The organism is Herbaspirillum sp. WTB6, from assembly GCF_057457785.1.
Genome location: NZ_CP176522.1, coordinates 2549447 through 2574869 on the forward strand (window position 1 = coordinate 2549447; position 25423 = coordinate 2574869).

27 protein-coding genes are annotated in these 25423 nt (G+C 62.3%); 9 read left to right on the plus strand and 18 right to left on the minus strand.

Annotated elements, in window-relative coordinates; translation table 11 throughout:
- Nucleotides 1–22: 22 nt before the first annotated feature.
- From yajC to secF, 3 genes are all read left to right on the plus strand, one after another.
- Nucleotides 23–355, plus strand: a complete 333-nt coding sequence (gene yajC, locus ACK2VC_RS11915; protein WP_486730567.1) for a preprotein translocase subunit YajC — start codon at nt 23–25, stop codon at nt 353–355.
- A gap of 94 nt (nt 356–449) precedes the next feature.
- Nucleotides 450–2309, plus strand: a complete 1860-nt coding sequence (secD, locus tag ACK2VC_RS11920; protein ID WP_486730568.1) for a protein translocase subunit SecD — start codon at nt 450–452, stop codon at nt 2307–2309.
- 103 nt (nt 2310–2412) lie between these two features.
- Nucleotides 2413–3357 carry a protein translocase subunit SecF gene (secF, locus tag ACK2VC_RS11925; RefSeq protein WP_486733230.1) on the plus strand — a complete coding sequence of 315 codons (945 nt, stop codon included), beginning with the start codon at nt 2413–2415 and terminating at the stop codon, nt 3355–3357.
- A 67-nt stretch (nt 3358–3424) separates the two neighbouring features.
- Here the strand turns inward: secF and ACK2VC_RS11930 are convergent, their stop codons facing one another.
- The 5 genes from ACK2VC_RS11930 to purB all read right to left on the minus strand — a co-directional run bounded on the left by ACK2VC_RS11930 (nt 3425) and on the right by purB (nt 7177).
- Nucleotides 3425–3871 carry a MarR family winged helix-turn-helix transcriptional regulator gene (locus tag ACK2VC_RS11930; RefSeq protein WP_486730569.1) on the minus strand — a complete coding sequence of 149 codons (447 nt, stop codon included), beginning with the start codon at nt 3869–3871 and terminating at the stop codon, nt 3425–3427.
- 54 nt (nt 3872–3925) lie between these two features.
- Nucleotides 3926–4495, minus strand: a complete 570-nt coding sequence (locus ACK2VC_RS11935) for a YceI family protein (RefSeq protein ID WP_486730570.1) — start codon at nt 4493–4495, stop codon at nt 3926–3928.
- A 34-nt stretch (nt 4496–4529) separates the two neighbouring features.
- Entirely contained in the window at nt 4530–5102 is a 573-nt protein-coding gene (locus ACK2VC_RS11940; RefSeq protein WP_486730571.1) for a YceI family protein, read from the minus strand.
- A gap of 33 nt (nt 5103–5135) precedes the next feature.
- Nucleotides 5136–5660: a cytochrome b gene (locus tag ACK2VC_RS11945; protein WP_486730572.1), complete on the minus strand. Its 525-nt coding sequence runs from the start codon at nt 5658–5660 to the stop codon at nt 5136–5138.
- A gap of 146 nt (nt 5661–5806) precedes the next feature.
- On the minus strand, nt 5807–7177 hold the full coding sequence (gene purB / locus ACK2VC_RS11950; protein WP_486730573.1) for an adenylosuccinate lyase: 1371 nt from the start codon (nt 7175–7177) through the stop codon (nt 5807–5809).
- 198 nt (nt 7178–7375) lie between these two features.
- Here purB and ACK2VC_RS11955 point away from each other — a divergent pair, with 198 nt between their 5' ends.
- The gene (locus ACK2VC_RS11955) at nt 7376–7987 is read left to right on the plus strand and encodes a glutathione S-transferase C-terminal domain-containing protein (protein ID WP_486730574.1); all 612 of its coding nucleotides are present in this window, start codon (nt 7376–7378) and stop codon (nt 7985–7987) included.
- A 139-nt stretch (nt 7988–8126) separates the two neighbouring features.
- Here ACK2VC_RS11955 and ACK2VC_RS11960 read toward each other — a convergent pair whose 3' ends face one another.
- The 11 genes from ACK2VC_RS11960 to ACK2VC_RS12010 all read right to left on the minus strand — a co-directional run bounded on the left by ACK2VC_RS11960 (nt 8127) and on the right by ACK2VC_RS12010 (nt 17470).
- Nucleotides 8127–9122 carry an IS30 family transposase gene (locus ACK2VC_RS11960; protein WP_486730009.1) on the minus strand — a complete coding sequence of 332 codons (996 nt, stop codon included), beginning with the start codon at nt 9120–9122 and terminating at the stop codon, nt 8127–8129.
- Nucleotides 9123–9240: 118 nt separating this feature from the next.
- Entirely contained in the window at nt 9241–9708 is a 468-nt protein-coding gene (gene bfr / locus ACK2VC_RS11965) for a bacterioferritin (RefSeq protein ID WP_486730575.1), read from the minus strand.
- Nucleotides 9709–9841: 133 nt separating this feature from the next.
- The gene (locus ACK2VC_RS11970) at nt 9842–10534 is read right to left on the minus strand and encodes a Fe2+-dependent dioxygenase (RefSeq protein WP_486730576.1); all 693 of its coding nucleotides are present in this window, start codon (nt 10532–10534) and stop codon (nt 9842–9844) included.
- 34 nt (nt 10535–10568) lie between these two features.
- Nucleotides 10569–12794: a TonB-dependent receptor gene (locus ACK2VC_RS11975; protein WP_486730577.1), complete on the minus strand. Its 2226-nt coding sequence runs from the start codon at nt 12792–12794 to the stop codon at nt 10569–10571.
- 474 nt (nt 12795–13268) lie between these two features.
- On the minus strand, nt 13269–13685 hold the full coding sequence (locus ACK2VC_RS11980; RefSeq protein WP_486733231.1) for an ExbD/TolR family protein: 417 nt from the start codon (nt 13683–13685) through the stop codon (nt 13269–13271).
- On the minus strand, nt 13685–14422 hold the full coding sequence (locus tag ACK2VC_RS11985) for a MotA/TolQ/ExbB proton channel family protein (RefSeq protein ID WP_486730578.1): 738 nt from the start codon (nt 14420–14422) through the stop codon (nt 13685–13687). Before ACK2VC_RS11985 ends, ACK2VC_RS11980 begins: the two co-directional genes overlap by 1 nt.
- Before the next feature lie 38 nt (nt 14423–14460).
- Nucleotides 14461–15177, minus strand: coding sequence for an energy transducer TonB (locus ACK2VC_RS11990; RefSeq protein ID WP_486730579.1), 717 nt, complete (start codon nt 15175–15177; stop codon nt 14461–14463).
- An 8-nt stretch (nt 15178–15185) separates the two neighbouring features.
- Complete coding sequence (locus ACK2VC_RS11995; protein ID WP_486730580.1) at nt 15186–15404, minus strand: (2Fe-2S)-binding protein; 219 nt, start codon at nt 15402–15404, stop codon at nt 15186–15188.
- Between the two features lie 88 nt (nt 15405–15492).
- Complete coding sequence (hemP, locus tag ACK2VC_RS12000; protein WP_486730581.1) at nt 15493–15678, minus strand: hemin uptake protein HemP; 186 nt, start codon at nt 15676–15678, stop codon at nt 15493–15495.
- Between the two features lie 155 nt (nt 15679–15833).
- The gene (mnmA, locus tag ACK2VC_RS12005; RefSeq protein WP_486730582.1) at nt 15834–16949 is read right to left on the minus strand and encodes a tRNA 2-thiouridine(34) synthase MnmA; all 1116 of its coding nucleotides are present in this window, start codon (nt 16947–16949) and stop codon (nt 15834–15836) included.
- A complete protein-coding gene (locus ACK2VC_RS12010; protein ID WP_486730583.1) occupies nt 16946–17470 on the minus strand; it encodes an NUDIX hydrolase in 525 nt (174 codons plus the stop codon). The genes mnmA and ACK2VC_RS12010 overlap by 4 nt, the downstream gene beginning before the upstream one ends.
- A 362-nt stretch (nt 17471–17832) precedes the next feature.
- On the opposite strand from ACK2VC_RS12010, the gene panD reads away from it, so the two are divergent.
- From panD to pntB, 3 genes are all read left to right on the plus strand, one after another.
- Nucleotides 17833–18192: an aspartate 1-decarboxylase gene (gene panD / locus ACK2VC_RS12015; protein WP_486730584.1), complete on the plus strand. Its 360-nt coding sequence runs from the start codon at nt 17833–17835 to the stop codon at nt 18190–18192.
- A 160-nt stretch (nt 18193–18352) separates the two neighbouring features.
- Nucleotides 18353–19939, plus strand: a complete 1587-nt coding sequence (locus ACK2VC_RS12020; RefSeq protein ID WP_486730585.1) for a Re/Si-specific NAD(P)(+) transhydrogenase subunit alpha — start codon at nt 18353–18355, stop codon at nt 19937–19939.
- A 19-nt stretch (nt 19940–19958) separates the two neighbouring features.
- Nucleotides 19959–21380, plus strand: a complete 1422-nt coding sequence (pntB, locus tag ACK2VC_RS12025; RefSeq protein ID WP_486730586.1) for a Re/Si-specific NAD(P)(+) transhydrogenase subunit beta — start codon at nt 19959–19961, stop codon at nt 21378–21380.
- Between the two features lie 65 nt (nt 21381–21445).
- On the opposite strand, the gene ACK2VC_RS12030 is transcribed toward pntB, so the two are convergent.
- Nucleotides 21446–21613, minus strand: coding sequence for a hypothetical protein (locus tag ACK2VC_RS12030; RefSeq protein WP_486730587.1), 168 nt, complete (start codon nt 21611–21613; stop codon nt 21446–21448).
- Between the two features lie 264 nt (nt 21614–21877).
- Here ACK2VC_RS12030 and ACK2VC_RS12035 point away from each other — a divergent pair, with 264 nt between their 5' ends.
- Both ACK2VC_RS12035 and ACK2VC_RS12040 read left to right on the plus strand, forming a co-directional pair.
- Nucleotides 21878–23179, plus strand: a complete 1302-nt coding sequence (locus ACK2VC_RS12035) for an NCS2 family permease (RefSeq protein WP_486730588.1) — start codon at nt 21878–21880, stop codon at nt 23177–23179.
- A 55-nt stretch (nt 23180–23234) separates the two neighbouring features.
- The gene (locus ACK2VC_RS12040) at nt 23235–24248 is read left to right on the plus strand and encodes an adenosine deaminase (RefSeq protein WP_486730589.1); all 1014 of its coding nucleotides are present in this window, start codon (nt 23235–23237) and stop codon (nt 24246–24248) included.
- A gap of 9 nt (nt 24249–24257) precedes the next feature.
- On the opposite strand, the gene ACK2VC_RS12045 is transcribed toward ACK2VC_RS12040, so the two are convergent.
- Nucleotides 24258–25412 (minus strand): UbiH/UbiF/VisC/COQ6 family ubiquinone biosynthesis hydroxylase, encoded by a 1155-nt coding sequence (locus tag ACK2VC_RS12045; RefSeq protein WP_486730590.1) that lies wholly within the window; start codon nt 25410–25412, stop codon nt 24258–24260.
- Nucleotides 25413–25423 lie beyond the last annotated feature (11 nt).

A 25423-nucleotide genomic window follows, 5' to 3' on the forward strand; every position in this document is an offset into this window, starting at 1 on the left:
AACCAACCAACGGGAGTCCTTCGTGTTTATTTCCAATGCCTATGCCCAAGCCGCCGGTGACGCTGCGGGATTGAGTGGCAGCCTGACCAGCTTTTTGCCGATCATCCTGATGTTCGTGGTGCTGTATTTCCTGATGATCCGGCCGCAGATGAAGCGTCAGAAAGAGCAGAAAGCGATGATGGAGGCGCTCGCCAAGGGCGATGAAGTGGCAACCGTCGGCGGCATGCTCGGCAAGATCACCAAGGTGGCGGACAATTTTGTCACGCTGGAAGTGGCGAATGGCACCGAAGTAGTTGTCCAGAAAGCCGCCGTCACCACCCTGCTGCCGAAGGGCACGATCAAGGCTTCACTGTAAGCACACGGAATCGGACGCCGGCCCCTGGCCGGCGCTCCGCTATCTGCCGTATCCGGCCGGCCCCTCGCCGCGCAACAATGAACGCTGACTCGCTATGAATCGTTACCCCCTCTGGAAATATATCCTGATCGCCATCGCGCTGCTGTTCGGTGCGCTGTACACCTTGCCGAATTTTTTTGGCGAATCGCCGGCGGTACAGATTGCCAGCGCCAAGGCGACGATCAAGGTGGAAGCCGGCCTGATGCCGCGCATCGAACAGATCCTGCAGGAAGGTGGCCTGAAGCCGGATGGCGTATTTTTCGAAATGAGCGGCACGCAAGGATCGGTGCGGGCGCGCTTTCTCAACACCGACACGCAGTTCAAGGCCAAGTCGCTGCTGGAAAGCAAGCTGAATCCGGACCAGACCGATCCCGCCTATAGCGTCGCCTTCAACCTGGTGCCGAATACACCGCAGTGGCTGCAAAGCCTGCATGCGTTCCCGATGTATCTCGGGCTCGACTTGCGCGGCGGCGTGCATTTCCTGATGCAGGTCGATACCAAGGCCTTGCTGAACAAGCGCCTGCAGGGTTTGCTGGCCGGCGCGCGCGGCGTCTTGCGCGACAAGAATATCCGCCATGCCGGCATCACGCGCGCCGGCGACCAGATCGAAATCAGCTTTCGCGATGCTGATACCCGCAGCAAGGCGAGCAGCGTACTGGCCAGCGAGCTGCCGGACGTATTGCTGGCCGATGCCGGCAATGCCAACAGCCTGAAGTTGATCGTCACGCTCAAGCCTGAAGCGCTGAAAGCCGCGCAGCAGGACGGCGTGCAGCAAAACATCACGACCCTCTCCAAGCGCGTCAACGAACTGGGCGTCGCGGAGCCGGTGATCCAGCGCCAGGGCGCCGACCGCATCGTGGTGCAGCTGCCGGGCGTGCAGGACGTGTCCCGCGCCAAGGATATCATCGGCCGCACCGCGACGCTGGAGGTGCGCATGGTGGATGAATCGGTGGCGCGCGGCACCGAGGAAACCGCGGCAATCCCGTTCAACTCGGAACTGTTCAAGGTCGGCAAGGGCGCGCCGGTGGTGCTGTACAAGGAGCCGATCATCACCGGCGACTACATCTCGAATGCCAGCGCCAGTTTCGACCAGAACCAGCAACCTTCGGTCAGCATCGACCTGAATGGCGATGGCGGGCGCAAGATGCGCAGCGCCACGCGCGACAAGATCGGCAAGGCGATGGCGATCGTGCTGTTTGAAAAGGGCAAAGGCGAGGTGCTGACCGTGGCCACGATCCGCGACGAACTGGGCTCGCGCTTCCAGATCACCGGCATGGGCTCGTCCGAAGCGGCCAGCGACTTGGCCCTGCTGCTGCGCGCCGGCTCGCTGGCGGCGCCGATGGAAATCATCGAGGAACGCACCATCGGCCCGCAGCTCGGCGCGGCCAACATCAACAAGGGTTTCGATTCGGTGCTGTACGGATTCATCGCGATCTCGATCTTCATGATCGTGTACTACCACCTGTTCGGCTTCTTCAGCGTGTTTGCACTGACGGTCAACCTGCTGTTGCTGGTCGCCGTGCTGTCGACGCTGCAGGCGACCCTGACCTTGCCCGGCATCGCCGCCATCGCGCTGACGCTGGGCATGGCGATCGACGCCAACGTGCTGATCAACGAGCGGGTGCGCGAGGAATTGCGGGCCGGCATGTCGCCGCAGATGGCAATCAGCCACGGCTTCGAGCGCGCCTGGGCGACGATTCTGGATTCCAACGTGACCACGCTGATCGCCGGCCTGGCGCTGTTGATTTTCGGTTCCGGCGCGATTCGCGGCTTCGCGGTGGTGCACTGCCTTGGCATCCTGACCTCGATCTTCTCGTCGGTGTTCGTCTCGCGCGGCGTGGTCAACTTGTGGTACGGGCGCCAGAAGAAACTGAATTCGGTATCGATTGGGCACGTCTGGAAACCGACTGCCTGAGCCCTCGACACAAGACCGCAGCACGGCCGCTGCTGCTTCGCCGCCGTGATGCCTGTTGGCTGATATTCCCGGGCTGCTCGAAGCCTGGACAGAAAGGGATGTGATGGAGTTTTTCCGCATCAAAAAAGACATACCGTTCATGCGCCATGCGTTGGTTTTCAACGTCATCTCGGCCGTGACCTTTGTGCTGGCGGTGTTTTTCCTGTTCCATCGCGGGCTGCACCTGTCGATCGAATTCACCGGTGGTACGGTGATGGAAGTCACCTATTCGCAGCCGGCCGACCTGGACAGCATTCGCAAGACGGTCGAGAGCCTGGGCTATACCGATAACCAGGTGCAGAGCTTCGGCACTGCGCGCGACGTGATGATTCGGCTACCAACCCGCAAGGACATTGGTTCGGCCCAGCAAAGCGAGAATGTGCTGGCGGCCTTGACGCGGCAAAACCCCGACGTCAAGCTGCAACGGGTCGAGTTCGTCGGGCCGCAGGTCGGGGATGAACTGACCCACGACGGCCTGATGGCGCTGGCCTTCGTGGTGATCGGCATCATGATCTATCTGGCGTTCCGTTTCGAATGGAAGTATTCGGTCGCCGCGATCATCGCCAACCTGCACGACGTGATCATCATCATGGGCTTTTTCGCCTTCTTCCAATGGGAGTTTTCACTGACGGTGCTGGCTGCGGTGCTGGCGGTGCTCGGCTATTCGGTCAACGAATCGGTGGTGGTGTTCGACCGCGTGCGCGAGACTTTCCGCGACCGCCGCTGCAACCGGATGACGACACCCGAGGTATTGAACCACGGCATCACGGGCACCATTTCGCGTACCGTGATCACCCACGGCTCGACCCAGGTGATGGTGCTGTCGATGTTCTTTTTCGGCGGCCCGGCACTGCACTATTTTGCGATGGCGCTGACCATCGGCATCATGTTCGGCATCTATTCGTCGGTGTTCGTGGCCTCCACCATCGCCATGTGGCTGGGCGTCAAGCGCGAAGACCTGATCAAGCCGGTCAAGGAAAAAGACGAGACTGACGGCGCGGTAGTTTGATACGGTGTCAGATCCATGAAAAAAGCCAGCTTCGATGCTGGCTTTTTGATGGATGGCGCTGCCGTTTTTATTCCGCCATGCTGGCCGGGCACCTCTCCAGGCTGGCCTTCAGTTTGCCCAGTTCCTTCTCCAGCGCGGCGAAGTCTTCCTTGCAGTAGTGCGCGAAGGGCGACTTGCAAAACTGGACGTGCGGCGCGAAGATGCGCTGGAATTCGTGTTCGCCGGCCACTGTCAGCCCCACGATGGTACTGCGCCGGTCCTCCTGGCTGGCCGTCCGCTCGACCAGCCCCTTGGCCTCCAGCCGGTCGATCACGCCGGTCAGGGTGCCCTTGGTGATGAGCGTCTTTTCTCCCAGTTCCTTGAACGACATGCCCGGTGTGTTGCCGAGGGTCGCGATGATGTCGAACTGCGGCGGCGTCAGGTTGAGCGTGCGGATGTGCGCGCCCGACATGCGCTCGAAAGCGTGATAGCACTCCACCATCAGGCGGATGCTGCGCAGGTATCGTTCCCCCATGATTTCGAGTTCCGTTCCGGTGTAAAGAAAGAGCCGGCGCCGCCGGGCGCGCGCTTAATCCGCCTTGACGGCTTCGACCTGGATGGCCAGCTTGACTTCCGGTGAGAAGCCCATCGGCACCCCGTAGCTCAGGCCGAAGTCGGTGCGGTTGAATTGCGCGCTGGCGTCGGCGCCGCAGACTTCGCGCTTCAGCATCGGATGCGGGATGCATTTGAACTTGGTGATCGCCAGCGTCACCGGCTTGGTCACGCCGAGCAAGGTCAGTTCGCCTTCGACCGCGACCGGCTGGTCGCCGTCGAACCTGATCGACTTGCCCTTGTAGGTGATGGTCGGGAATTTCTCGACATGGAACATATCCTTGGTCTTGGCATGCTCGTTCATCTTGGCGTGGCCGAAATCCAGGGAATTGGCGTCGATCGTGATGTCCAGCGCGCCGGTCTTGGCGGCGCGGTCGAGCATGACGGTGCCGCTGGTTTTGGTGAACTTGCCGCGCCAGGAGGAGATGCCCATATGGTCGGCTTCGAAGCTCGGGTAGGTATGACTGGGGTCGATGTTATAGGTGTTGGCGAAGGCCGAGGCCGAAGCGGCCGCCAGCAGGGCGGCGACCAGATGCTTGATTTGCATGTGCGATTCCTTGTTGAGTGAGTGGGTTGAACGGTTATTGCGCCGCGACGATGCGGAACCTGATGACGACTTCATCGGCGACCATGCTGGTATCCTTCCATTCCCCTTCGCCGATATTGAAGACGAGCCGCTTGATCGGCAGCGACCCTTCGAAAACCTGGTTTGGGCCTTCCTTTTTCACCGTCAGCGGAAAGCTGACATCGGTGGTCTTGCCCTTGATGGTGAGCTTGCCGGCAACCGCCAGCTTGCCAGCCCCGGCCGGCTTGATCGCGCTGGAAACGAAGCTGGCCTTCGGGAATTCGGCGGCATTGAACCATTCCTTCTTCAGCACTTCCTTGCTGTACTCGGGATCGCCGAGGTCGAAGCTGGGGATGTCGATTTCCACGCTGGCCTTCGAGGCTTCCGGCCTGGTGCCGTCGTAGCTGATCCGGGCATCGAACTTCTTGAATTTCGCTTCGACCGGCACGCTCAATTGCTTGAAGACCGCGCTCACGCTGCTCTTTTCCGGGGCGGTCTTGAGCGCGGAAGCGAGCGCGGGCAAGGCCAGCAACAGCGCCAATGTGGCGGCGCCGGCCGCGGCCAGGCGCATCAGGGAGGTTCTGGACATGGATGAAAATCCTTTCATATGAAAACGGCGGAATCAGGGCAGCATGCGCTTGAGCACGTCGTCCTTGTCGATGAATTGGTGCTTGAGCGCCGCCGCCACATGCAGCGCGAATGTAACGAGCAGGGCCATGTTCAACGCGTAATGGACCTGTTTCAGGGCGGCCTTCCATTCCGGATCGGGAGCGATCAGTACCGGCAAGGGCAGAACGCCGAGATAGACCACCGGCACACCGGCCGCCAGGCTGTAGCAATAGCCGGAGACGGGGATCGCGAACATCAGCGCGTAGAGCAGGCCGTGCAGGCCATGGGCGGCACGCTTTTGCCAGACCGGCATCACGGCCGGATAGGCCGGTGCCGCATGGATCAAGCGCCACAGCAGGCGCAGCGCGACCAGGGCCAACACGGTGACGCCGAGCCATTTGTGCCAGGAAAAGTATTTCAGCTTGGTCGGCGTCAGGCCTGGGATGTCCACCATGACCGTGCCGAGCGCGAAGGTCGAGACGATCAATACCGCGACCAGCCAGTGCAGCAGGATCGCGGTTTTCGTAAAGCGGGGCATGAAATTCACTTTTGGAAATTAGTCTTAACTAGGACTAATATGATAGCAGTCTTTTGTTTCGGCGGTGCAAGTGGGCGCTTACCGCGAAAGGGGAACGGCATTCCGGCGGCGCGGGGCCGTGGAATGCCGGGCGGCGCGGAAGCGGGCTAGATTGCGCGGGCGAGCCGGACGGCGTCGCCGGTGTAGCTGGCCGGCGTTAGAGCGAGCAAGCGCTGTTTGGCGTCGTCTGGGATCGCCAGCGTGCGGATGAAGTCTTGCAGCGCCTGCTGCGAAATGCCCTTGCCGCGCGTCAGTTCCTTCAACTGTTCATACGGATTTTCAATGCCGTAGCGACGCATCACGGTTTGCACCGGCTCGGCCAGCACTTCCCAGTTGGCGTCGAGGTCGGCCGCCAGCCGTTGCGGATTGACCTCCAGCTTGTTCAGGCCGCGCAGGCAGCTGTCGTAGGCCAATAGCGCATAGCCGAAACCGACGCCGAGGTTGCGCAGCACGGTGGAATCGGTCAGGTCGCGCTGCCAGCGCGAGATCGGCAGCTTTTCCGCCATGTGCTTCAGGATAGCGTTGGCCAGGCCCAGGTTGCCTTCGGAATTCTCGAAGTCGATCGGGTTGACCTTGTGCGGCATGGTCGAGGAGCCGATTTCGCCCGCTTTGGTGCGCTGCTTGAAATAGCCGACTGAAATATAACCCCAGATGTCACGGTTCAGGTCGAGCAGGATGGTGTTGGCGCCGGCGACGGCATCGAACAGCTCGGCCATGTAGTCGTGCGGCTCGATCTGGATCGTGTATGGATTGAACGTGAGTCCCAGGCGCTGTTCCACCACGTTTTGGGCAAACGCCTGCCAGTCGAACTCCGGGTAAGCCGCCAGGTGGGCGTTGTAGTTGCCGACTGCGCCGTTCATCTTGCCCAAGATTTCGACCGCCTCGATGCGCTTCAAGGCCCGTTGCAGGCGCGCTACGACGTTGGCGATTTCCTTGCCGAGCGTAGTCGGGCTGGCCGGCTGGCCATGGGTGCGCGCCAGCATCGGCAGCGCCGCGTGTTCCTGCGCCAGCGCGCTCAGTGCCGCCACCACGCGGCGCAGCGCCGGCAGCAGCACGTCGTCGCGCGCCGCCTTCAGCATCATGCCGTGCGAGGTGTTGTTGATGTCTTCCGAGGTGCAGGCGAAGTGGATGAACTCGGCCGCGCGCAGCAGTTCGGGAGTGTCCTTGAAACGCTCCTTGAGCCAGTATTCGACCGCCTTGACGTCGTGGTTGGTGACGGCTTCGATCTGTTTGATCTGGCTCGCATCGGCTTCGGTGAAACCGTCCGATAATTGCTGCAGGCGGGCATTGGCGGCGGCGGAAAATGGCTGGATCTCAGCAAAGCCGGCTTCCGACAGCGCCTGCAGCCAGGCGATTTCGACCTTGACCCGGTGGTGCATGAAACCGGCTTCGGACAACAGCGGGCGCAGCGGATCGGTTTTGCCGGCGTAGCGGCCGTCGAGCGGGGAGAGGGCGGAGAGCGGTGTAAGTGACGTCATAAAGCGGTAGCGGTGAGGGTGAGGCGGCGGCGCGCGGCGCCAGCGCGGGTGGGGAGCCGCGGGCTGCGGCGAGCGGCAATTTTACCATCGGCGCCAGCGTCTGGCCGCCGTCCTCCGCGCCGCCGAGGCTGTGCCACGGGGCAAGTCGGGCCGGAGCCGATGCTATAATCGGCGCCGCCCTTTTTACCATGAGCGTCTATGAAATTAATTGGTTCCCTTGCCAGTCCTTATGTTCGCAAAGTGCGTGTCGTGCTGGCGGAGAAGAAGCTCGATTGCGAATTCGTGCTGGAGGACGTCTGGTCCGCCGACAGCACGCTGCAGCAGTCGAACCCGCTGGGGAAAGTGCCGTGCCTGGTGATGGAGGACGGCGGCGCGATGTTCGATTCCGCCGTGATCGCCGAATACCTGGATACGCTGACTCCGGTCGGCAAGCTGCTGCCGGCCAACAGCAGCCGCGAGCGGGCCGCGGTCAAGTGCTGGGAAGCGCTGGCTGACGGCGTGCTGGACGCGGCCGTCTTGGTGCGGCTGGAAAAAACCTGGCGCCCGCCGGAGCAGCAAAGCCCGGCCTGGATCGAACGCCAGATGGGCAAGGTGCGGGCCGGCCTGAAGGCGATGTCCGCCGGCCTGGGCGAGACGCCATTCTGTGCCGGCAATCATTTCACGCTGGCCGATATCGCGGTCGGCTGCGCGCTCGGCTGGCTGGCCTTCCGCTTCCCGGAAATTGACTGGCGCGGCGAATATCCGAACCTGGCCAAGTTGTACGACAAGCTCACCGAGCGGCCCTCGTTCCAGGATACCGTTCCGCGCTGAGCCGGCGCGGCACACCGAAATGGGCGTATGCGGCGGTTGGCCGGATGCGCCCATTTTCATATACTCCACGGCTAAACCGTTAATTTCGCCCTGAAATCGGCTGATTTGCCGGCATACTCCGCTAATCGTTGGGGCGGTTTCAAACACGAAGTGCAACATAGGCTAAATCCAGAGGAAGTGTAGCAAGGTTGTAAAAGACCTCATGCGGGGTTCTGTAACCAAGGCATTTGCGGGGGCGGTGGTTGAGTTTGTCGACGGCGGCCTGGAGCGCTTGCTGGCTGACGGTTTTCAGATTGGTGTTCTTCGGGAAATACTGCCGGAGCAAGCCATTGGTGTTTTCATTCAGGCCGCGCTCCCAGGAATGATAGGGGCGGGCAAAGTAGACATCGGCCCGCAGGCGGGCACTGATCAAGGCGTGGTCGGCGAATTCCGATCCGTTGTCGAAGGTGATGGTGTGGCACACCCGCCGATGCGGGCTGAGCAAATCGACCACCACCGCACCCACGCCCTCGGCCTGCTTGCTGTTGGCTGGGGCGGCCAGGGTGAAGCGCGACCGCCGTTCCACCAGCGTCACCAGCACCCCTTGCTGGCCTTTGCCAATCACGGTGTCGCCTTCCCAATCGCCCAGCCGCAGGCGTTGCTCGACCATCAGGGGACGATGCTCGATGCCGATCCGGCCCGGCAGGATTCCCCGACGCCGCCGGCCGCTGCCGTGGCGCTGGCGCCGGGGTTTCTGGCTGCGCAAGTGCCGGATCAAATCGCCGCCGCCACGCCGATCGGCGTAGATCCGTTGATAGACGCTCTCATGACTGATGCCGATCGGGCTGCCCCGTTCCAGCGTCAGGCGGTGGATCGCTTGTTCGGGCGACAGGTCCAGGCGGATATAGGCCTGAACCGCCAACCAGGCGGCGTCGGCAACCCGGCTCGCATTACGACTGTTCTGTTGCCGTGCCAAGGCTTTATCGTGTGCCTGGCCAGGCCGCCATTGATGCACGCCCCGGTTGCGCCGCAGTTCGCGACTGATCGTCGAGCGATGCCGCCCCAGCCGGCGCGCAATCTCGCTGACTGAATGATCGTCTGCCTGCAGTTCGTGAATTTGGTATCGTTCGTCTCGGGTGAGGTGCGTATAGCGCATATTCGGCAACTTTCGACTGGCTGGTCAAAGGGTTCGAATGCTAGCGCATCTCGCCCTCCTTCCGTTGATCGGTGTTGCACTTCGTGTTTGAAACCGCCTGGTTGTGGATGCGGCCAGATTATTCCATCTGGCTTTGCAGATAATTCTGCAGGCCGAGCTTGGCGATCAGGTCGATCTGGGTTTCCAGCCAGTCGATGTGTTCCTCGGTATCGTCCAGGATGGCCTGGAAGATTTCGCGCGAGACGTAGTCGCCGGCCAACTCGCAGGCGGCGATGCCGTCCTTCACCGTCTTTTGCGACAGCAACTCCAGCTTGTGGTCGCATTCCAGCATCTCGGGCGTCGATTCGCCGATCATCAGCTTGTGCAGCGCCTGCAGGTTGGGCAAGCCGCCCAGCATCAGGATGCGGTTGATCAGCTTGTCGGCGTGCTTCATTTCGCCGATCGATTCTTCGTATTCCTTGTTCGCGATTTTTTCCAGGCCCCAGTGCTTGTACATGCGGGCATGCAGGAAATACTGGTTGATCGCGGACAGTTCGTTGGTCAACTGGGCATTCAACAGCTTGATGATATTGGCGTCGCCTTGCATGGTGGCCTCGTTGGTGGGTGGAAGGACGACTTCGCGCCCGGGTCGGAGCCGGCGCGCTGCCGGCGGCCCAGGGGGAAGGGGCGAGGACATGATAGCGTAGGCCGCACGCTTTTTCAGCGCGCGGCGCCGGTCGTCAGGTGTCGGCCCACATGCGCAGCAGGTTGTGATAGCAGCCGGTCAGCTTGACCACCGGCTCGCTATCGCCGTCGCTGCCGGCGGCGCCGCGCAATGCCAGGATCGCCATGTCGAGGTCGAACAGCAGCCGACGCCGGCTGTCGTCGCGCACCATGCTTTCGATCCAGAAAAAGGAGGCCAGCCGGCAGCCGCGCGTGACCGGCTCGACCCGGTGCACGCTGGAGGACGGATACAGGATCAGGTCGCCTGCGGCCAGCTTGACCGATTGCGTGCCGAAGGTGTCCTCGATCACCAATTCGCCGCCGTCGTACTCGTCCGGCTGCGACAGGAACAGGGTGCAGGACAGGTCGGTGCGCACCCACAGGCCGGTGGCCTTGGAGGTGCGTACCGCATTGTCGATATGGTTGCCGAAGGCGTTGCTGGCACCCTCGTAACGGTTGAACAGCGGCGGGAAGGTTTTCTTGGGCAGCGCTCCGGTGATGAACAGCGCGCTCTTGCTCAAGGCCTCCAGCACGATCGCGCGCGCCACCCGCGATGCTTCCGAATCCTCGGGCAACTGGCGGTTGTTCTTCACCTGCTCGGACTGGGTGCCGGCGGTAATCTTGCCATCGCCCCAGTCGGCCGTTTCGATCAGTTGGCGGCAGCGTTGCACCGCTTCTGCCGACAGTACTTCCGGTACGCGCAACAGCATTTTGCTTTTCCAGTCTTTGGTTGGAGTTTGTCGCTCAGAACTTGTAATTCAAGCTGACTTGCGCGGCACGGTCGGTGCCGGGCATGTACATGCCCGGATACAGGCCATCCGCGTACTCCTTGTTGAACAGGTTGAACAGATTCAGCTTGATCGTGTATTTGCCGTGCGCGTACTCCACCAGCGCATCCCAGCGGGTGTAGCCAGGGGCGGTAAAGGTATTTCCGCCGCGATACATGATGCGCTGGCCGATGCTGTTGAAGCCGCCGCCGACGCGCCAGCCGCCGGCCAGCCGGTAGGTGGTCCACAGGTTGGCAGTGTATTTCGGCGTGTTGTCCGGCCATAAGCCCTGGTTGCCGGCATTCGAGACGTCGACATTGGCCTTCATCGGCGAGTAGCCGGCGAAGACTTCCCAGTCCGGCGTCAGGCGGCCGGCTATTTCGAATTCGATGCCGTCGGTGTGGCGTTTACCGGACAGCAGATATTGATCCGGGCTGGCATCGAGATCGGTGTTGCGCTCATTGGTCTTTTCGGTGCGGAAGAGCGCGGTGCGTAGCGTCAGGTTGCCGTCCAGCAGATCCCATTTGGCGCCGACTTCAATGTTGCGGCTCTTTTCCGGTGGCGTGTTGCTGCCTCGCGGGTCGAGCGAATAGGTATCGGCCGAGGGGTTGAAGGAAGTGCCGTATGACGCATAGTAGGACTGGGTATCGGTCGGCTGGTAGAGAATCCCGGTGCGATAGCTCCAGACGTTGTCCTTGCGGGCGGTGTCATAGGTGGCGGTATGGTAGTCGGCGTCCATGCTGTCGAAGCGGGCGCCGGCCAGCAGTTTCCAGCGCGGCGTCAGCGCGATCATGTCTTGCGCATACAGGCTGACGGTGTTGGCGCCGAAGTTGACGCGACTGCTGTCGACGATGGTGGACGCCGGAAAGCCGGGCGGCAGCGTCTGGTTCGGATCCGGGTTGTTGAGCGTAGTGGTTGGAATCTGCGCCGCGGCCGGTTTCAGGTAGTTGTAGCGCTCGACCTTTTCATGGATCAGTTCCATCCCGGCCAGCAGTTCGTGCCTGATGGCGCCGGTTTCCAGCCTGGTCGTGAAATCCGATTGCAGCGTCGTGTTTTTCTCGTTGGCGCCGCGCGCCTGGAAATTTCTCCTGATCGGGCTGCTGGCCAGCAGCGGCACCGGATTGCCCAAAATCGGTTGCGTCGCCCACAGATCACGCTTGAAGTCGCCTGCGCGCAACACGGTCTTGAGCGAGCTGTCATTATCGAAACGGTGCAGCCAGCTCGCGGTGAAGATGTCGGCGCTGTCGTTCTGGTAATCGCTGTTGAGGCCATAGAAGCGTGTTACCGGCACCTTCAGGCTGGAATCGTGGACTGGCCGCTGCTGGTACCACGGCATGCCGAGGTCCGGCGTGTCCTGGTAATTCAGGTGGTAGTAGGAAAGATTGAATTCGTCTTCCGAATCGATGCCCCAGGTAAACGATGGCGCGATGCCAAAGCGGTTGGTGGAGGCGCCGTCGCGGAAGCTGCCGGCGTTGGTTTTCATGACGTTGAGACGGAACGCGGCGTTCTGGCCGACCACCCGGTTCAGATCAGCCGTGGCGCGCTTGTAGTCGCTGCTGCCGTAGGTCAGGTCGAGCTCGCTCCGTTCGCCCAGGAACGGCATCTTGCTGCTCTGGTTGATGACGCCGCCGGTCGAGCCGCGCCCGAACAGCATCGAGGCCGAGCCGCGCAGCACGTCGATCTGCTCGATGTTGAAGGTGTCGCGGTTGTATTGGGCGACGTCGCGCATGCCGTCCAGGTAGATGTCGCCGTAGGCGGAAAAGCCGCGCAGGTTGATGTTGTCGCCGATGCGGCCGCCTTCGCCGGCGTTGAACGAGAGGTTGGAGACGTTACGCAGCGCTTCTTTCAGCGTATCGGCGTTCTGGTCGTGGATCAACTGGTGGGTGACCACCGTTACCGATTGCGGGATATCGCGTAATTCCTGCTTGCCTTTGCCGATCGTGGTTTTTTGCGCCTGGTAGCCCGGTTCGTCCCGCTGGCCCTTGACGTCGATGGTCGGCAAGGTCTCGCCGTCCGCCATCTTGGCGGCCGGTGCAGACGGCGCCGTCTGCGCCCAGGCGTTGCCGCCGAATGCAATTGCCGCCACCATCACGCCAAGCGGCAGCAGGGGCGGGTGGCGCATCGCGCTGCTGGTGGGAACGGCGGGAAATGGAATCGAATCGGGCGTGGCGGCCGATGGTCGGCGGGACGGCGGGTAGGGCATCTTCAAAGTCTCCTATTTCGAACAAAAAGCCATCAGGGTGGCTGGCTATCCGAAGGAAACGATGGAATTGCTGGCTGGAGATGTGCGGGGGGATTGCTTGCGGCCGACGGCAGTCGCAGGCACTGATGATAATAATTCTCATTTAGAATTGCAAGCAAAAATTTTTGCTCGGCAAGATGGCGTGGCTGCCAAGCCGTGGTGCTGCCAGGCTCATGCCTGCAACCGATGGAGAGTGCGTGCTCCTTATATACTCCATACCGTCAAGTGGGATTTCGCCCTTATACCCTATGCTCTGGCAATATACTCATCTTGTTATCGCCTTCCTTCGGCTGGTGCCAGGTAGTAGAACAGCAGCAGAGGAGGCGCTCCGCGACTAGTGCAGCGCCAGCATCAGGAACGATGCCGCCTCTCGGGAGGTGGCTGAATTGACGGCCGCCGCGCCGACGGCGCGGGCGGGGAGGCCGGTTTTGCCGGCTATCTGGCTGGTGGTTCGGTGACGAAACCGATTTTCGTCAGACCGCCGGCTTGCGCCGCCGCCATCACTTGCGCCACCTTTTCATACTGGGTGGTGCGTTCGGCGCGCAAGTGCAGCTCCGGTTGCGGGGTTTTTTGCGCGGCAGCGGCAATCCGCAAGTCGAGCTCGGCCGGGGTGACGGCGGTGTCGTTCCAATACACGGTGCCGACGGCGTCGATCGCCAGGTTGATGTTGTCCGGCTTGATCTGCTCCGGCTGGCTGGCGGTGCGCGGCAAGTCGATCGGAATCTGGTTGTTCATCACCGGAATCGTGATGATGAAGATGATCAGCAGCACCAGCATGACGTCGACCAGCGGCGTGGTGTTGATCTCCGGGTTGAAATCGTCGTCCGCATCGGACAGCGTGCCCATCGCCATCATGCGCCCCCGACCGCGATCAGTCGGGCGCCGTTGGCAGCCGGCTTGCCGTCATCATCGGCGCCGTCGGCGCGGGCGCCGGTGACGAACAGCGCATGCAGATCGAAGCCGAACTTGTTGAGCTTGGCCAGGGTAGACTTGTTGCCGCGCACCAGCGCGTTGTAGCCAAAGGTGGCCGGAATCGCCACCGCCAGCCCGAGCGCGGTCATGATCAACGCCTCGCCGACCGGGCCGGCGACCTTGTCGATACTGGCCTGGCCGGAGGTGCCGATCGACACCAGCGCGTGATAGATGCCCCACACCGTGCCGAACAGGCCGACGAACGGCGCGGTGGAACCGACCGAGGCCAGTACCGCCATGCCGGACTGCAGCCGCGCCGCGGTTTCATCGATCGCCTGCCGCAGCGACAGCGTGATCCAGTCGCTGCATGAGAGCTGGTCGTGCAGGTGGCCCTTGTGTGCGGCGTGATGGCGCATGGCGTTGACGCCGGCCTGGGCCAGCGAGGCGAACGGGTTGTCGCGGCCGAGGGTGGCCATGCCGTCGTCCAGGCTGGTGGTGTCCCAGAACTGGTGGCCGGCGGCCCATGACGGTCGCCGCAACAGCCATACCTGCAGCGCCTTGGTCAGCATCACATACCACGACGCCAGCGACATCGCCACCAGCAATACCGCCACCGCGCGCGTGACCAAGTCACCCTGCAGCCACATGCTTTGCAATCCATACGGATTCAGTTCCATCGTCACTCCCTGTCTTGAATGTAATCAGCCGCTTCGCGCTAGCGATCCAGCTGGAATTTGATCGGCACGATGGCGTACACCATGACCGGTTTGCCGTCTTCCAGGTGCGGCTTGAAGACGGCGCGCAATACCGCCTGGCGCGCCGCTTCATCCAGTCGGGGCGAGCCGGACGAAGTCTGGATCTCGACCTGTTCCGGGCGCCCCTTGAGGTTGATCAGCGCGCGCAGCACGACCTTGCCTTCCTCGCCTCTGCGGCGCGCCAGCAGTGGATATTCGGGCTGCGGTGCTTGCAGATATTCGACTCCGGAAGAAATGGTTTTGGGCAGCGCCGGCGCCGGTGCGGCCGGGGCTGCTTCGCGCGCTGTGCTGGCCGATGGTTCCGCCGCCACCGGCTGCGGCTCGGCGGCTGGCAGCGTGATCGCCTGTTCCGCCGGCGCCGGCGCCGGAATCACGGCCGGGGCCGGGGTGGGCTTTACTGCCGGCCGAGGGACCGGTTTTTTGATGACCGGCAATGTTTTGGGAGCTGGTTTGGGCGCCGGCGCCGGGGCCGGCTGCGGCGCCGGGACGGCCGCGATCAGCCGTACCAGCACCTCACTCTGAGCGGTCTGCGGCGGCGGCTGCAACAAACCGATTTGCAGCGCGTAGAAGAAGCCGGCGTGCAGCAGCAGGATCAGCGTCAGCGGTATCAGCCGCCTGGCATATGGCCACGACCTGGGGCGCGATACGTGCATCGGTAGCGAAAGGGTGGCGTTCATCTCGTAGATCAGGCCGGCATCCAGTCGGGCTGAAAACCGGCGCTAGGCGTCTGTTGCCGGCTTTGCGCGAGGGATTCGCGCAGTACCTGCCGGGCGCAAGCATTGCATTTGCCGCAACAGGTGGCAACTCCGAGATTGTCGCGCAATTCGCGCATGGTGCTCATGCCGGCGTCAACCGCCTGGCGGATATCCCGATCCGATACGTTATTGCAAATGCAGACGATCATGATAATCCTTGCGGCTGCTTCCAGCCAGATCGGCACTGCTTGTGCCGAGCGATGCTTGTCGTGGAGATGCGGCCATGCATGTCCGGGCTCAGGCCGTCAGGATCAGCTTGTTGAGCTGGGTCAGGCGCAAACGGTAAATTCGTCCCTCATGATCAATCTCGATTTCCCGTCCCTGGCCGAACAACTCGCGGCTCGTGATGCGTACCGCCGCCGGCCTTGCGGCCGCTTTCGCGGCGGCGGCAAGCACTGGTTCGGGTGGCTTTACCTGCTGCATGGGGACATGCCTTTTTTGTAAATGAGAACAATTCGTATTTAGATTATTCCCGATTTACGTGCGCTTGGCAAGGTGTTTTATTGCGCCGCGAAACGCTGTGCATGCCCCCGTGGCCGATGACTTCTCGATAACTATCGTTGCTTGCGCCGCAAATGCTAGGCCGGAGAGGCTGCTTCGGCGGCCTCGATCACGCCGCCGCCGAGGCAGATTGCGCCGTCATACAGCACCGCAGACTGGCCGGGCGTCACTGCCCATTGCGGGTCGTCGAACGCCAGCCGGAACGATGCACCATCGCTGGCGGCAAAGCGGCAGCCGACATCGGCCTGCCGATAGCGGGTCTTGGCCGCGAATCGCCCCGGCGCCGGCGGAGTGCCGGCGATCCAGCTCGCCTGGCGCGCACTCAAGGCGGAGGACAACAGCCACGGATGGTCATGCCCTTGCACCACATACAGCGTGTTGTCGGCCATGTCTTTCATGGCGACATACCAGGGCGCGCTGTCGCCGGACGCGTCGCGGTGCGACTTCAGGCCGCCGATGCCGATGCCCTTGCGCTGGCCCAGCGTATAGAAGGATAGGCCTACGTGCTGGCCCACCGTTTCGCCGTCCGCGGTCTTCATCGGGCCGGCCTGATACGACAGATAGCGATTCAGGAATTCACGAAACGGCCGCTCGCCGATGAAGCAGATGCCGGTTGAATCCTTCTTGCGCGCATTCGGCAGGTTCAGCTGCTCGGCGATCTGGCGCACTTCGGTCTTGTGAATTTCCCCGAGCGGGAACAGGGTTTTCGATAGTTGGGCCTGATTCAGCCGGTGCAGGAAATAGCTTTGGTCCTTGCTGGCGTCGACCGCCTTCAACAGCTGGAAAGCGCCGTCGACCTCGCGCACACGCGCATAGTGGCCGGTGGCGATGTGGTCGGCGCCAAGCTGCATCGCATGGTCGAGAAAGGCCTTGAACTTGATTTCGGCGTTGCACAGCACGTCCGGATTGGGCGTGCGGCCGGCCTGGTATTCGCGCAGGAATTCCGCGAATACCCGGTCCTTGTATTCGGCGGCGAAGTTGACCGCCTCGATATCAATGCCGAGCACGTCGGCCACGCTGACCGCGTCGATCCAGTCCTGGCGCGTCGAGCAATATTCGTCGTCGTCGTCGTCTTCCCAGTTCTTCATGAATAGGCCGACCACCTCGTAGCCCTGCTGCTTCAACAGCCAGGCCGACACCGAGGAATCGACACCGCCCGACATGCCGATGACCACCTTTTTTCTGGAACTCATTTGAACATCGCAAGGAGATTGGGAACAGCGCTTGCCGCGGGCAGCGGGCCGATGACATCTGGATGGGTGTACAGCAAGGACAGCGGCGCCCGCTTGCCGGCCAGGTAGTCGTCCACGCAGCGCAAGACCAGCGCGCTGCGATGCCTCTCTTCGCAAGCCAGCAATTCCTCGCGCGTCATCCATACGGTGCGCAGGATGCCATCATCGAGCGGCCGGTCATAGGCGGCGCCCAGCTCGCCGGCGAAGGCGAAGCGCAAATAAGTCACTTCCTGGCCGGTGCGCGAAGACAGGTAGCGCGATAGGTACATGCCCACCAGCGCGGTCGGCGTGAAGTCGTGCGCGGCTTCTTCCATGGTTTCGCGCGTCACCGCCTGTTCGAGCGATTCCTGGGGATCGAGATGGCCGGCGGGCTGATTGAAGCGTATGCCGTCGCTGGTTTCTTCCTCGACCAGCAGGAAGCGGCCATCGTGTTCGATGATGGCGGCGACCGTGACCGAAGGTGTCCAAACTTGAGAGCTCATGGCTGTCGCGCTGTGCGATCCATCACGGCGCCTAGGCGGGCGATGTGTCGGCGGGGTTTCTTGAGAGAGCGCCATTTTACCGTGGCAGCCACATTGGGGCGGCAAGTGGCCTCGTGCTGCAACGCCAACGGCATCCCGTGATTGTTCCAGCGAATCGGCCGCTGCGATTGATCAATGCCAAGCGCCAGCGAACTATGGGGAAATTTAAAGGAATCACTGCTGATTTTGCTGGATTTTCTGAAATTTTGGGTTCGGGAAGACGATGCGTTGCCGTTTTTTTGGGCTTTTGGGGTTCGATTCCGGCTTGTGACGGAGTAAGTTTGCTGTAAGATTCCGCAGGCACTGTTTTTGGGGGGAAGTACATGCAACGCATCATGCTGCGCGCAAAGATCCATCGCGCGTCCGTTACTCAATGCGACTTGAATTACGAAGGTTCCTGCGGGATCGACGAAGATTTGCTGGAAGCGGCCGATATCCGGCCTTTCGAAAAAATCGAACTATACAATGTGAACAATGGCGAGCGCTTCTCGACCTATGCAATCAAGGGCAAGCGCGGCAGCGGCGAGATTTCGCTCAACGGCGCGGCGGCACGCCTGGCGCACTTGGGCGATCTGCTGATCATCTGCACTTACGCACCGATGAGTGAGGAAGAGGTGGAAAGCTATCAGCCAAAGATCGTTTTCGTCGATGACAAGAACAGGATGACGGGTCTGAAGAAATAAGGGATCCACGGCCTTGTACAAGACCGCGACGCATATCGAACCCGGAAATCCGATCCCGCTGCGTCCATCAGGGCACAGCGGGATTGCTGCCTTTACGGACAAGCCTCATGCCCATGCCGGATATGCGGAAAAAATGAAATCAACCGAAGGGGGAACACCTATGGCTTTAGTGATTGGCATTCCCCGGGAAATCTATCCCGGAGAAAAGAGAGTGGCAACCGTGCCGGACGTGGTGGAAAAGCTCATCAAGCTGGGCTTTGCCGTCGCAGTCGAATCCGGTGCGGGAGACGCGGCGAATTTCGGTGACGATGCCTATCGCGCCGCGGGCGCGAGTATCGTCGATGGCGCCGCGAAATTGTGGGCCGGCGCGGATATCGTGTTCAAGGTGCGCGCGCCGGATGCGGAAGAAATAGGCTTCATGCGCGAGGGCACGACGCTGATTTCCTTCATCTGGCCGGCACAGAATCCGGAACTGATGCAGCAGCTCGCCGCGAAGAAGGTGACCGTGCTGGCCATCGACTCGCTGCCGCGCCAGCTCTCCCGCGCTCAGAAGATGGACGCGCTGACTTCCATGGCCGGTATCAGCGGCTATCGCGCCGTCATCGAGGCCGCCAATGCCTTCGGCCGTTTCTTCAATGGCCAGATCACTGCCGCCGGCAAGGTCCCGCCGGCCAAGGTCTTCATCGCCGGCGCCGGCGTGGCCGGCCTGGCTGCCATCGGCACCGCCGCCAACCTGGGCGCGATCGTGCGCGCCAACGACACCCGGCCGGAAGTGGCGGACCAGGTCAAGTCGCTGGGCGGCGAGTTCGTGAAAGTTGATTACGAAGAGGAAGGTTCCGGCGGCGGCGGCTATGCCAAAGTGATGTCGGAAGGCTTCCAGCAAGCCCAGCGCGAAATGTACGCCAAGCAGGCCAGGGAAGTGGACATCATCATCACCACCGCCCTGATCCCCGGCAAGCCGGCGCCGAAACTGATCACTGCCGAGATGGTGCAATCGATGAAGCCGGGCAGCGTGATCGTCGACATGGCAGGCGAGCAGGGCGGCAATTGCGAATTGACCGAGCCGGGCAAGGCCGTGGTCAAGCATGGCGTGACCATCATCGGTTACACCGATTTGGCGAGCCGTCTGGCCAAGCAATCGAGCACGCTGTACGCCAGCAATCTGTTGCGCCTGACCGAAGAACTGTGCAAGACCAAGGATGGCAATATCAACGTCAACATGGAAGACGATGCCATTCGCGGGCTAACCGTCATCAAGAATGGCGAAGTCACCTGGCCGCCACCGGCGCTCAAGCTGCCGGCTGCAGCGCCGGCAGCCGGCAAGCCGGCTACTGCGCCGGCGCCGAAAGCTCATGGCCACGGCGCGCCCAGCGCGCCGATGTCTGGTAGCTCGCTTGCGATCGTGTTCGGCATCGCCGCCGCGCTGTTCTGGCTGATCGGCGCTTTTGCACCGGCGGCCTTCATCGGCCACTTCACGGTCTTCGTGCTGGCCTGCTTCGTCGGCTACATGGTGGTGTGGAACGTCACGCCCGCCTTGCACACGCCCTTGATGAGCGTGACCAATGCGATTTCGAGCATCATTGCCATCGGCGCCCTGGTGCAGATCGCGCCGCCGCTGCAGGCAGGTGTGGGGCGGCCGGATGACTGGATCCGCTGGCTGGCGGTGATCGGCATCGTGCTGACCGCAATCAATATGTTCGGCGGCTTCGCCGTGACCCGCCGCATGCTGGCGATGTTCCGCAAATAAGAAGAAAGGCGATATAAAAATGTCTGACAGCCTTACCATCGTCGCCTATCTGGGCGCGGCAATCCTGTTCATTCTCAGCCTGGGTGGCTTGTCCAACCCGGAAACTTCGCGGCGCGGCAACCTGTACGGCATCATCGGCATGACGATCGCCGTGCTGGCCACCGTGTTTGGTTCGCGCGTGGCGGCCGCCGGCATCCCCTGGATCGTCGGTGCCATGGTGGTCGGCGGCGCCATCGGCCTGTACGCGGCGCGCGTCGTCAAGATGACGCAGATGCCGGAACTGGTCGCATTGATGCATAGCCTGGTCGGCCTGGCCGCAGCGCTGGTCGGCTTTGCCAGCTACATCGATCCCGCGGCGTCGTCGCATTACAGCGGCGCCGAAAAGACCATCCACGATATCGAAATCTATGTCGGCATCCTGATTGGTGCTGTGACCTTCTCCGGTTCGCTGATCGCCTTCGGCAAGCTGTCGGCCCGCATCGGCGGCAAGCCGCTGCTGCTGCCGGCGCGCCATTGGCTCAACCTGACCGGCCTGCTGGTCGTCATCTATTACGGCGTGCAATTCGTGCGCGCTGGGTCGATCGAAGCCGGCATGGTGGCTCTGGTCGTCATGACGGTCATCGCGCTGCTGTTCGGCATCCACATGGTGATGGCGATCGGTGGCGCCGACATGCCGGTGGTGGTGTCGATGCTGAACAGCTATTCCGGCTGGGCGGCGGCGGCCACCGGCTTCATGCTGTCGAACGATCTCTTGATCGTGACCGGTGCGCTGGTGGGTTCTTCCGGCGCCATCCTGTCCTACATCATGTGCCGCGCGATGAACCGCAACTTCATCAGCGTCATCGCCGGCGGATTCGGCGGCGGCGCGGCCAAGCCGAAGGCCAAGGGCGAGGCCGAGCAGCCGCAGGGTGAAGTGGTGGCCATCAGCGCCCAGGACACCGCCGAGCTGCTGCGCGAGGCGAAGAGCGTCATCATCGTGCCCGGCTATGGCATGGCAGTGGCGCAGGCACAGCACATCGTCAACGAGATCACGCAGAACCTGCGCGAGAAGGGCGTCAACGTGCGCTTCGGCATCCACCCGGTGGCGGGCCGCATGCCCGGCCACATGAACGTGCTGCTGGCCGAAGCCAGGGTGCCCTACGATATCGTCATGGAGATGGACGAGATCAACGAGGATTTCCCGGACACCGATGTGGCGATGGTGATCGGCGCCAACGACATCGTCAATCCGTCGGCGGCGGAAGATCCTACCAGTCCGATCGCCGGCATGCCGGTGCTGGAAGTGTGGAAGGCGAAGACCTCGATCGTCATGAAGCGCAGCATGGCCTCGGGTTATGCGGGGGTGGACAATCCGCTGTTCTACAAGGACAACAACCGCATGTTGTTCGGCGACGCCAAGAAGATGCTGGACGAAGTGCTGGGAGCGCTGGCCAAGTCCTGATTTCCCGCCTGCCGAAAAAAAACCGCGTGCGACCCACGCGGTTTTTTTGTGCGCGGCGGAACGGATCAGCGGCGGCCGAACGTCATTTGCTCGGCGAGAAGCTTTTTTGCCGGGCGCACCACGTCGGTCAGACGGGTGGTCAGGTCGCGGTCGGCGTTCTGCTGTGCCGCGAACCGTTCCAGCATGGCCGGCGTTGCTGCCTGTGCCAACCAGCATGGCTTGCGCTTGCCCATGGTCAAGTAAGCGGTATTGATCAGGTTTCTCCCCTTCGGGGGAGTGCTGGATCATTGTGGACGCCTTGTCGCGAGCTTTTAAATAAGCAGGGCTTCAAGTCAAAAGGAACGGCACAGTCCACTAGCGGAGGAGGGAAATCGGAAATTACACTTCCATCTAGGTATGTGATAGCTTGCTTGCTGAAATTCACAAGGCATTGAATTTTTCGCAGAAATTCGGTCATCACGTCCGAGTGCAAAACAACGGATGAAGGGCGCGGAAAAATGCAATTTCTGGAGAGATTTTTCAAGCTGAGCGAACATCAGACCGATGTCCGCACCGAGTTGCTGGCCGGCCTGACGACCTTCCTGACGATGGCCTACATCGTCTTCGTCAACCCGTCGATCCTGGGCGATGCCGGCATGCCGAAGGATTCGGTATTCGTCGCCACCTGCCTGATCGCCGCGATCGGCACGCTGGTGATGGGGCTATACGCGAATTACCCGATCGCGCTGGCGCCCGGCATGGGTCTGAATGCGTACTTTTCCTACGTCGTGGTGCTGGGCATGGGCTATACGTGGCAGGTGGCGCTCGGCGCGGTGTTCATCTCCGGCTGCCTGTTCGTGTTGGTGACCGCGGTGCGCCTGCGCGAAGTGATCGTCAACGGCATTCCGCGTTCGATCCGCAACGCGATCACGGCCGGCATCGGCCTGTTCCTCGGCCTGATCGCGCTCAAGAATGCCGGCATCGTGGCCGCCAATCCCGCCACCTTCATCACGCTGGGCGACTTGCACCAGGCGCCGCCGGTGCTGGCCGGCATCGGCTTTTTCATCATCGTCGCGCTCGACCACCTAAGGGTGCGCGGCGCGATCCTGATCGGCATCCTGCTGATGACCGCCCTGAGTTTCGTGTTCGGCGGCAACCAGTTTGCCGGAATCGTCTCGGCCCCGCCCTCGATTGATCCGACCCTATTCAAGCTCGACATCATGGGCGCGCTTTCGACCGGCCTCTTGAACGTGGTGCTGGTATTTTTCCTGGTTGAATTGTTCGATGCCACCGGCACGCTGATGGGGGTGGCGAACCGTGCCGGCCTGTTGAAGGAAGGCAAGATGGATCGGCTGAACAAGGCGCTGATGGCCGACAGCACGGCGATTGTGGCCGGCTCGCTGCTCGGCACCTCGAGCGCCACCGCGTATATCGAAAGCGCGGCCGGGGTGCAGGCGGGCGGGCGCACCGGCCTGACCGCGCTGATGGTGGCGCTGCTGTTTCTGGCCTGCCTGTTCATCGCGCCGCTGGCCGGCGTGGTGCCGGCGTACGCGACCGCGCCGGCCTTGCTGTACGTGGCCTGCCTGATGCTGCGCGAACTGGTAAACATCGATTGGGAAGACGCCACCGAAAGCGTGCCGGCGATTGTCACGCTGCTGATGATGCCGTTCACCTATTCGATTGCGAACGGCCTGGCCTTCGGTTTCATCAGCTACGCGGTGCTGAAGCTGCTGACCGGCCGCGCACGCCAGGTGCCGTGGATCATCTGGGTCATTGCCGGCCTGTTTCTGTTCAAATTCATCTATCTCGGCAGCGATTGATCTGACGGATTGATCCGATAATTGGCAGGTGCTGTATCAAACCTAATGGATGCGAATGATGAACGACGAACTACGCCGCCTGCTGCAGCAGATGCCGAAGGCCGAACTGCATATCCACATCGAGGGCTCGCTGGAACCGGAGCTGATCTTTGCCTTGGCCGAACGCAACCGTGTGCAGCTTGCCTATTCCTCGGTCGAGGGGCTGCGCGCGGCCTATGCGTTCAAAGACCTGCAGTCCTTCCTCGATATCTACTACGCCGGCGCCAGCGTCTTGCTGACCGAGCAGGATTTCTACGACATGGCCTGGGCCTATCTGCAGCGCGCCCGTCGGGACAAGGTGCGCCATGTCGAAATGTTCTTTGATCCGCAAACCCATACCGCGCGCGGCGTGCCGTTCGCGGCCGTGATCGGCGGCATTCATCGCGCCCTGGGCGACGCGCGCGCGCAATGGGACATGAGCGGCGGCCTGATCATGTGTTTCCTGCGCCATCTGTCGGAGGAAGATGCCTTCGCAACGCTACAGCAGGCCATGCCGCACCGCGACAAGATTATCGGTGTCGGCCTCGATTCGTCGGAACGCGGAAATCCGCCGGAAAAATTCGCGCAAGTGTTTGCGCGCTGCCGCGAACTGGGCTTGCGCCTGGTTGCGCATGCTGGCGAAGAAGGGCCGCCGGCCTACATCCAGGCCGCGCTCGATGTCTTGCACGTGGAGCGGATCGACCATGGCGTGCGCTGCCTGGATGATGCGGAGCTGACGCGACGGCTGGCGCGCGAACAGGTTCCGCTGACCGTCTGCCCACTGTCGAACGTCAAGCTGCGCGTGTTCGACCGCATGGCCGACCACAATCTGCTGCAACTGCTGGATGCCGGCCTGTGTGCGACCGTCAATTCCGACGACCCGGCGTATTTCGGCGGCTATATCAACGACAACTTCATCGCCGCATTTGAAGCGCTGCCGCTGCAGCGGCTGCATGCCCAGCTACTGGCGCGCAACAGCTTTACCGCCGCCTTTCTGGATACTGCCGCCAAACAGGCATATCTGGACGAGGTGGATGCCTTCTTCCACTAGCGCTGTTGGCTAGCGGTGGCCGAACATCATCTGTTCGGCCAGCAGACGCCGCGCCGGATCGAGGATGTCAATCGCACCCAGCCCCAAGCCCAGCAAGGTTTGCGACAGCGCGCCGTCCGGCGCGCTGGCAAAGATGCGCGCCATGGTGTCAGTGATGCGGATCGTCAGACTGCGGTCGGCCTGGCGCGCTTGCAGAAATTCCTGCAGCACGCCTGGCTTGGCCGGCGGCGCCAGCAGGCGCGCCAGCACCGTGGCGTCGCGCAAACCCAGGTTCAAGCCCTGGCCGGCAACCGGGTGCAGCGTTTGCGCGGCATTGCCGATTGCCACCGTGCGTGCGCTGGCCGCCGGTTGCGCGTTCAGGCCGAGCGGAAAGGCGTTGCGCGCGCTGCTGCTGACGAAGCGCCCGAGGCGCGTGCCGAATGCCGCTCCCAACTCCTGCAGGAAGGCGTCTTCCGGCAGTTGCAGCAGGCGTTCGGCGTTTTCCGGCCGCATGCACCAGACCAGTGCGTAACTGTTCTCCGGCCCAGGCGCGCCACGCTGCGGCAACAAGGCCAGCGGGCCTTCCGCGGTGAAGCGCTCGAAGGCACGCTGCGGTAACGGCGCGCTGACGCTGATTTCAGCCACGATCGCAATTTGCCGGTAATCGCGGTGCTGGCTGCGCGCGCCCTGGTCGGAAAACACGCCGCCCTCGGCTTGCACCAGGATCGGCGCGCGGATGCCGTTGCGGCCCTCCAGTTCGAGCTGCACCGCGTCATCCCGTTCGTCGACGCCGGCGATGCGGGCCGGCCGGATCGGCGTCACGCCGGCGCGTTCAACCGCCGCCGCCAGCGCCGCCACCAGCGTGCCGTAGCGGCTGACGTAGCCGAGCGCCGGCAAGGCGTAGTCGGCGCGGTCGATCAACGTGCGGCCGAAATGGCCGCGGCGCGACACGTGGATTTGATGGATTTCGCCAGCCGCCAGCGGCCAGGCGCCGACCGCCTCCAGGATCTGCCGGCTGCCGTAGGACAGCGCGATCGAGCGCGGGTCGTGCACGGCCTGCTCCAGCGTACGGGCGTCGATCAGGCCGATACGCGCCGGAGCCATGCCATGCCGCGCCAGCAAGGCCGCCAGGCACAGGCCGACCGGGCCGGCGCCGCAGATGGCGATGTCGAAGTCGGTGCTCATTGGCTGTTGCG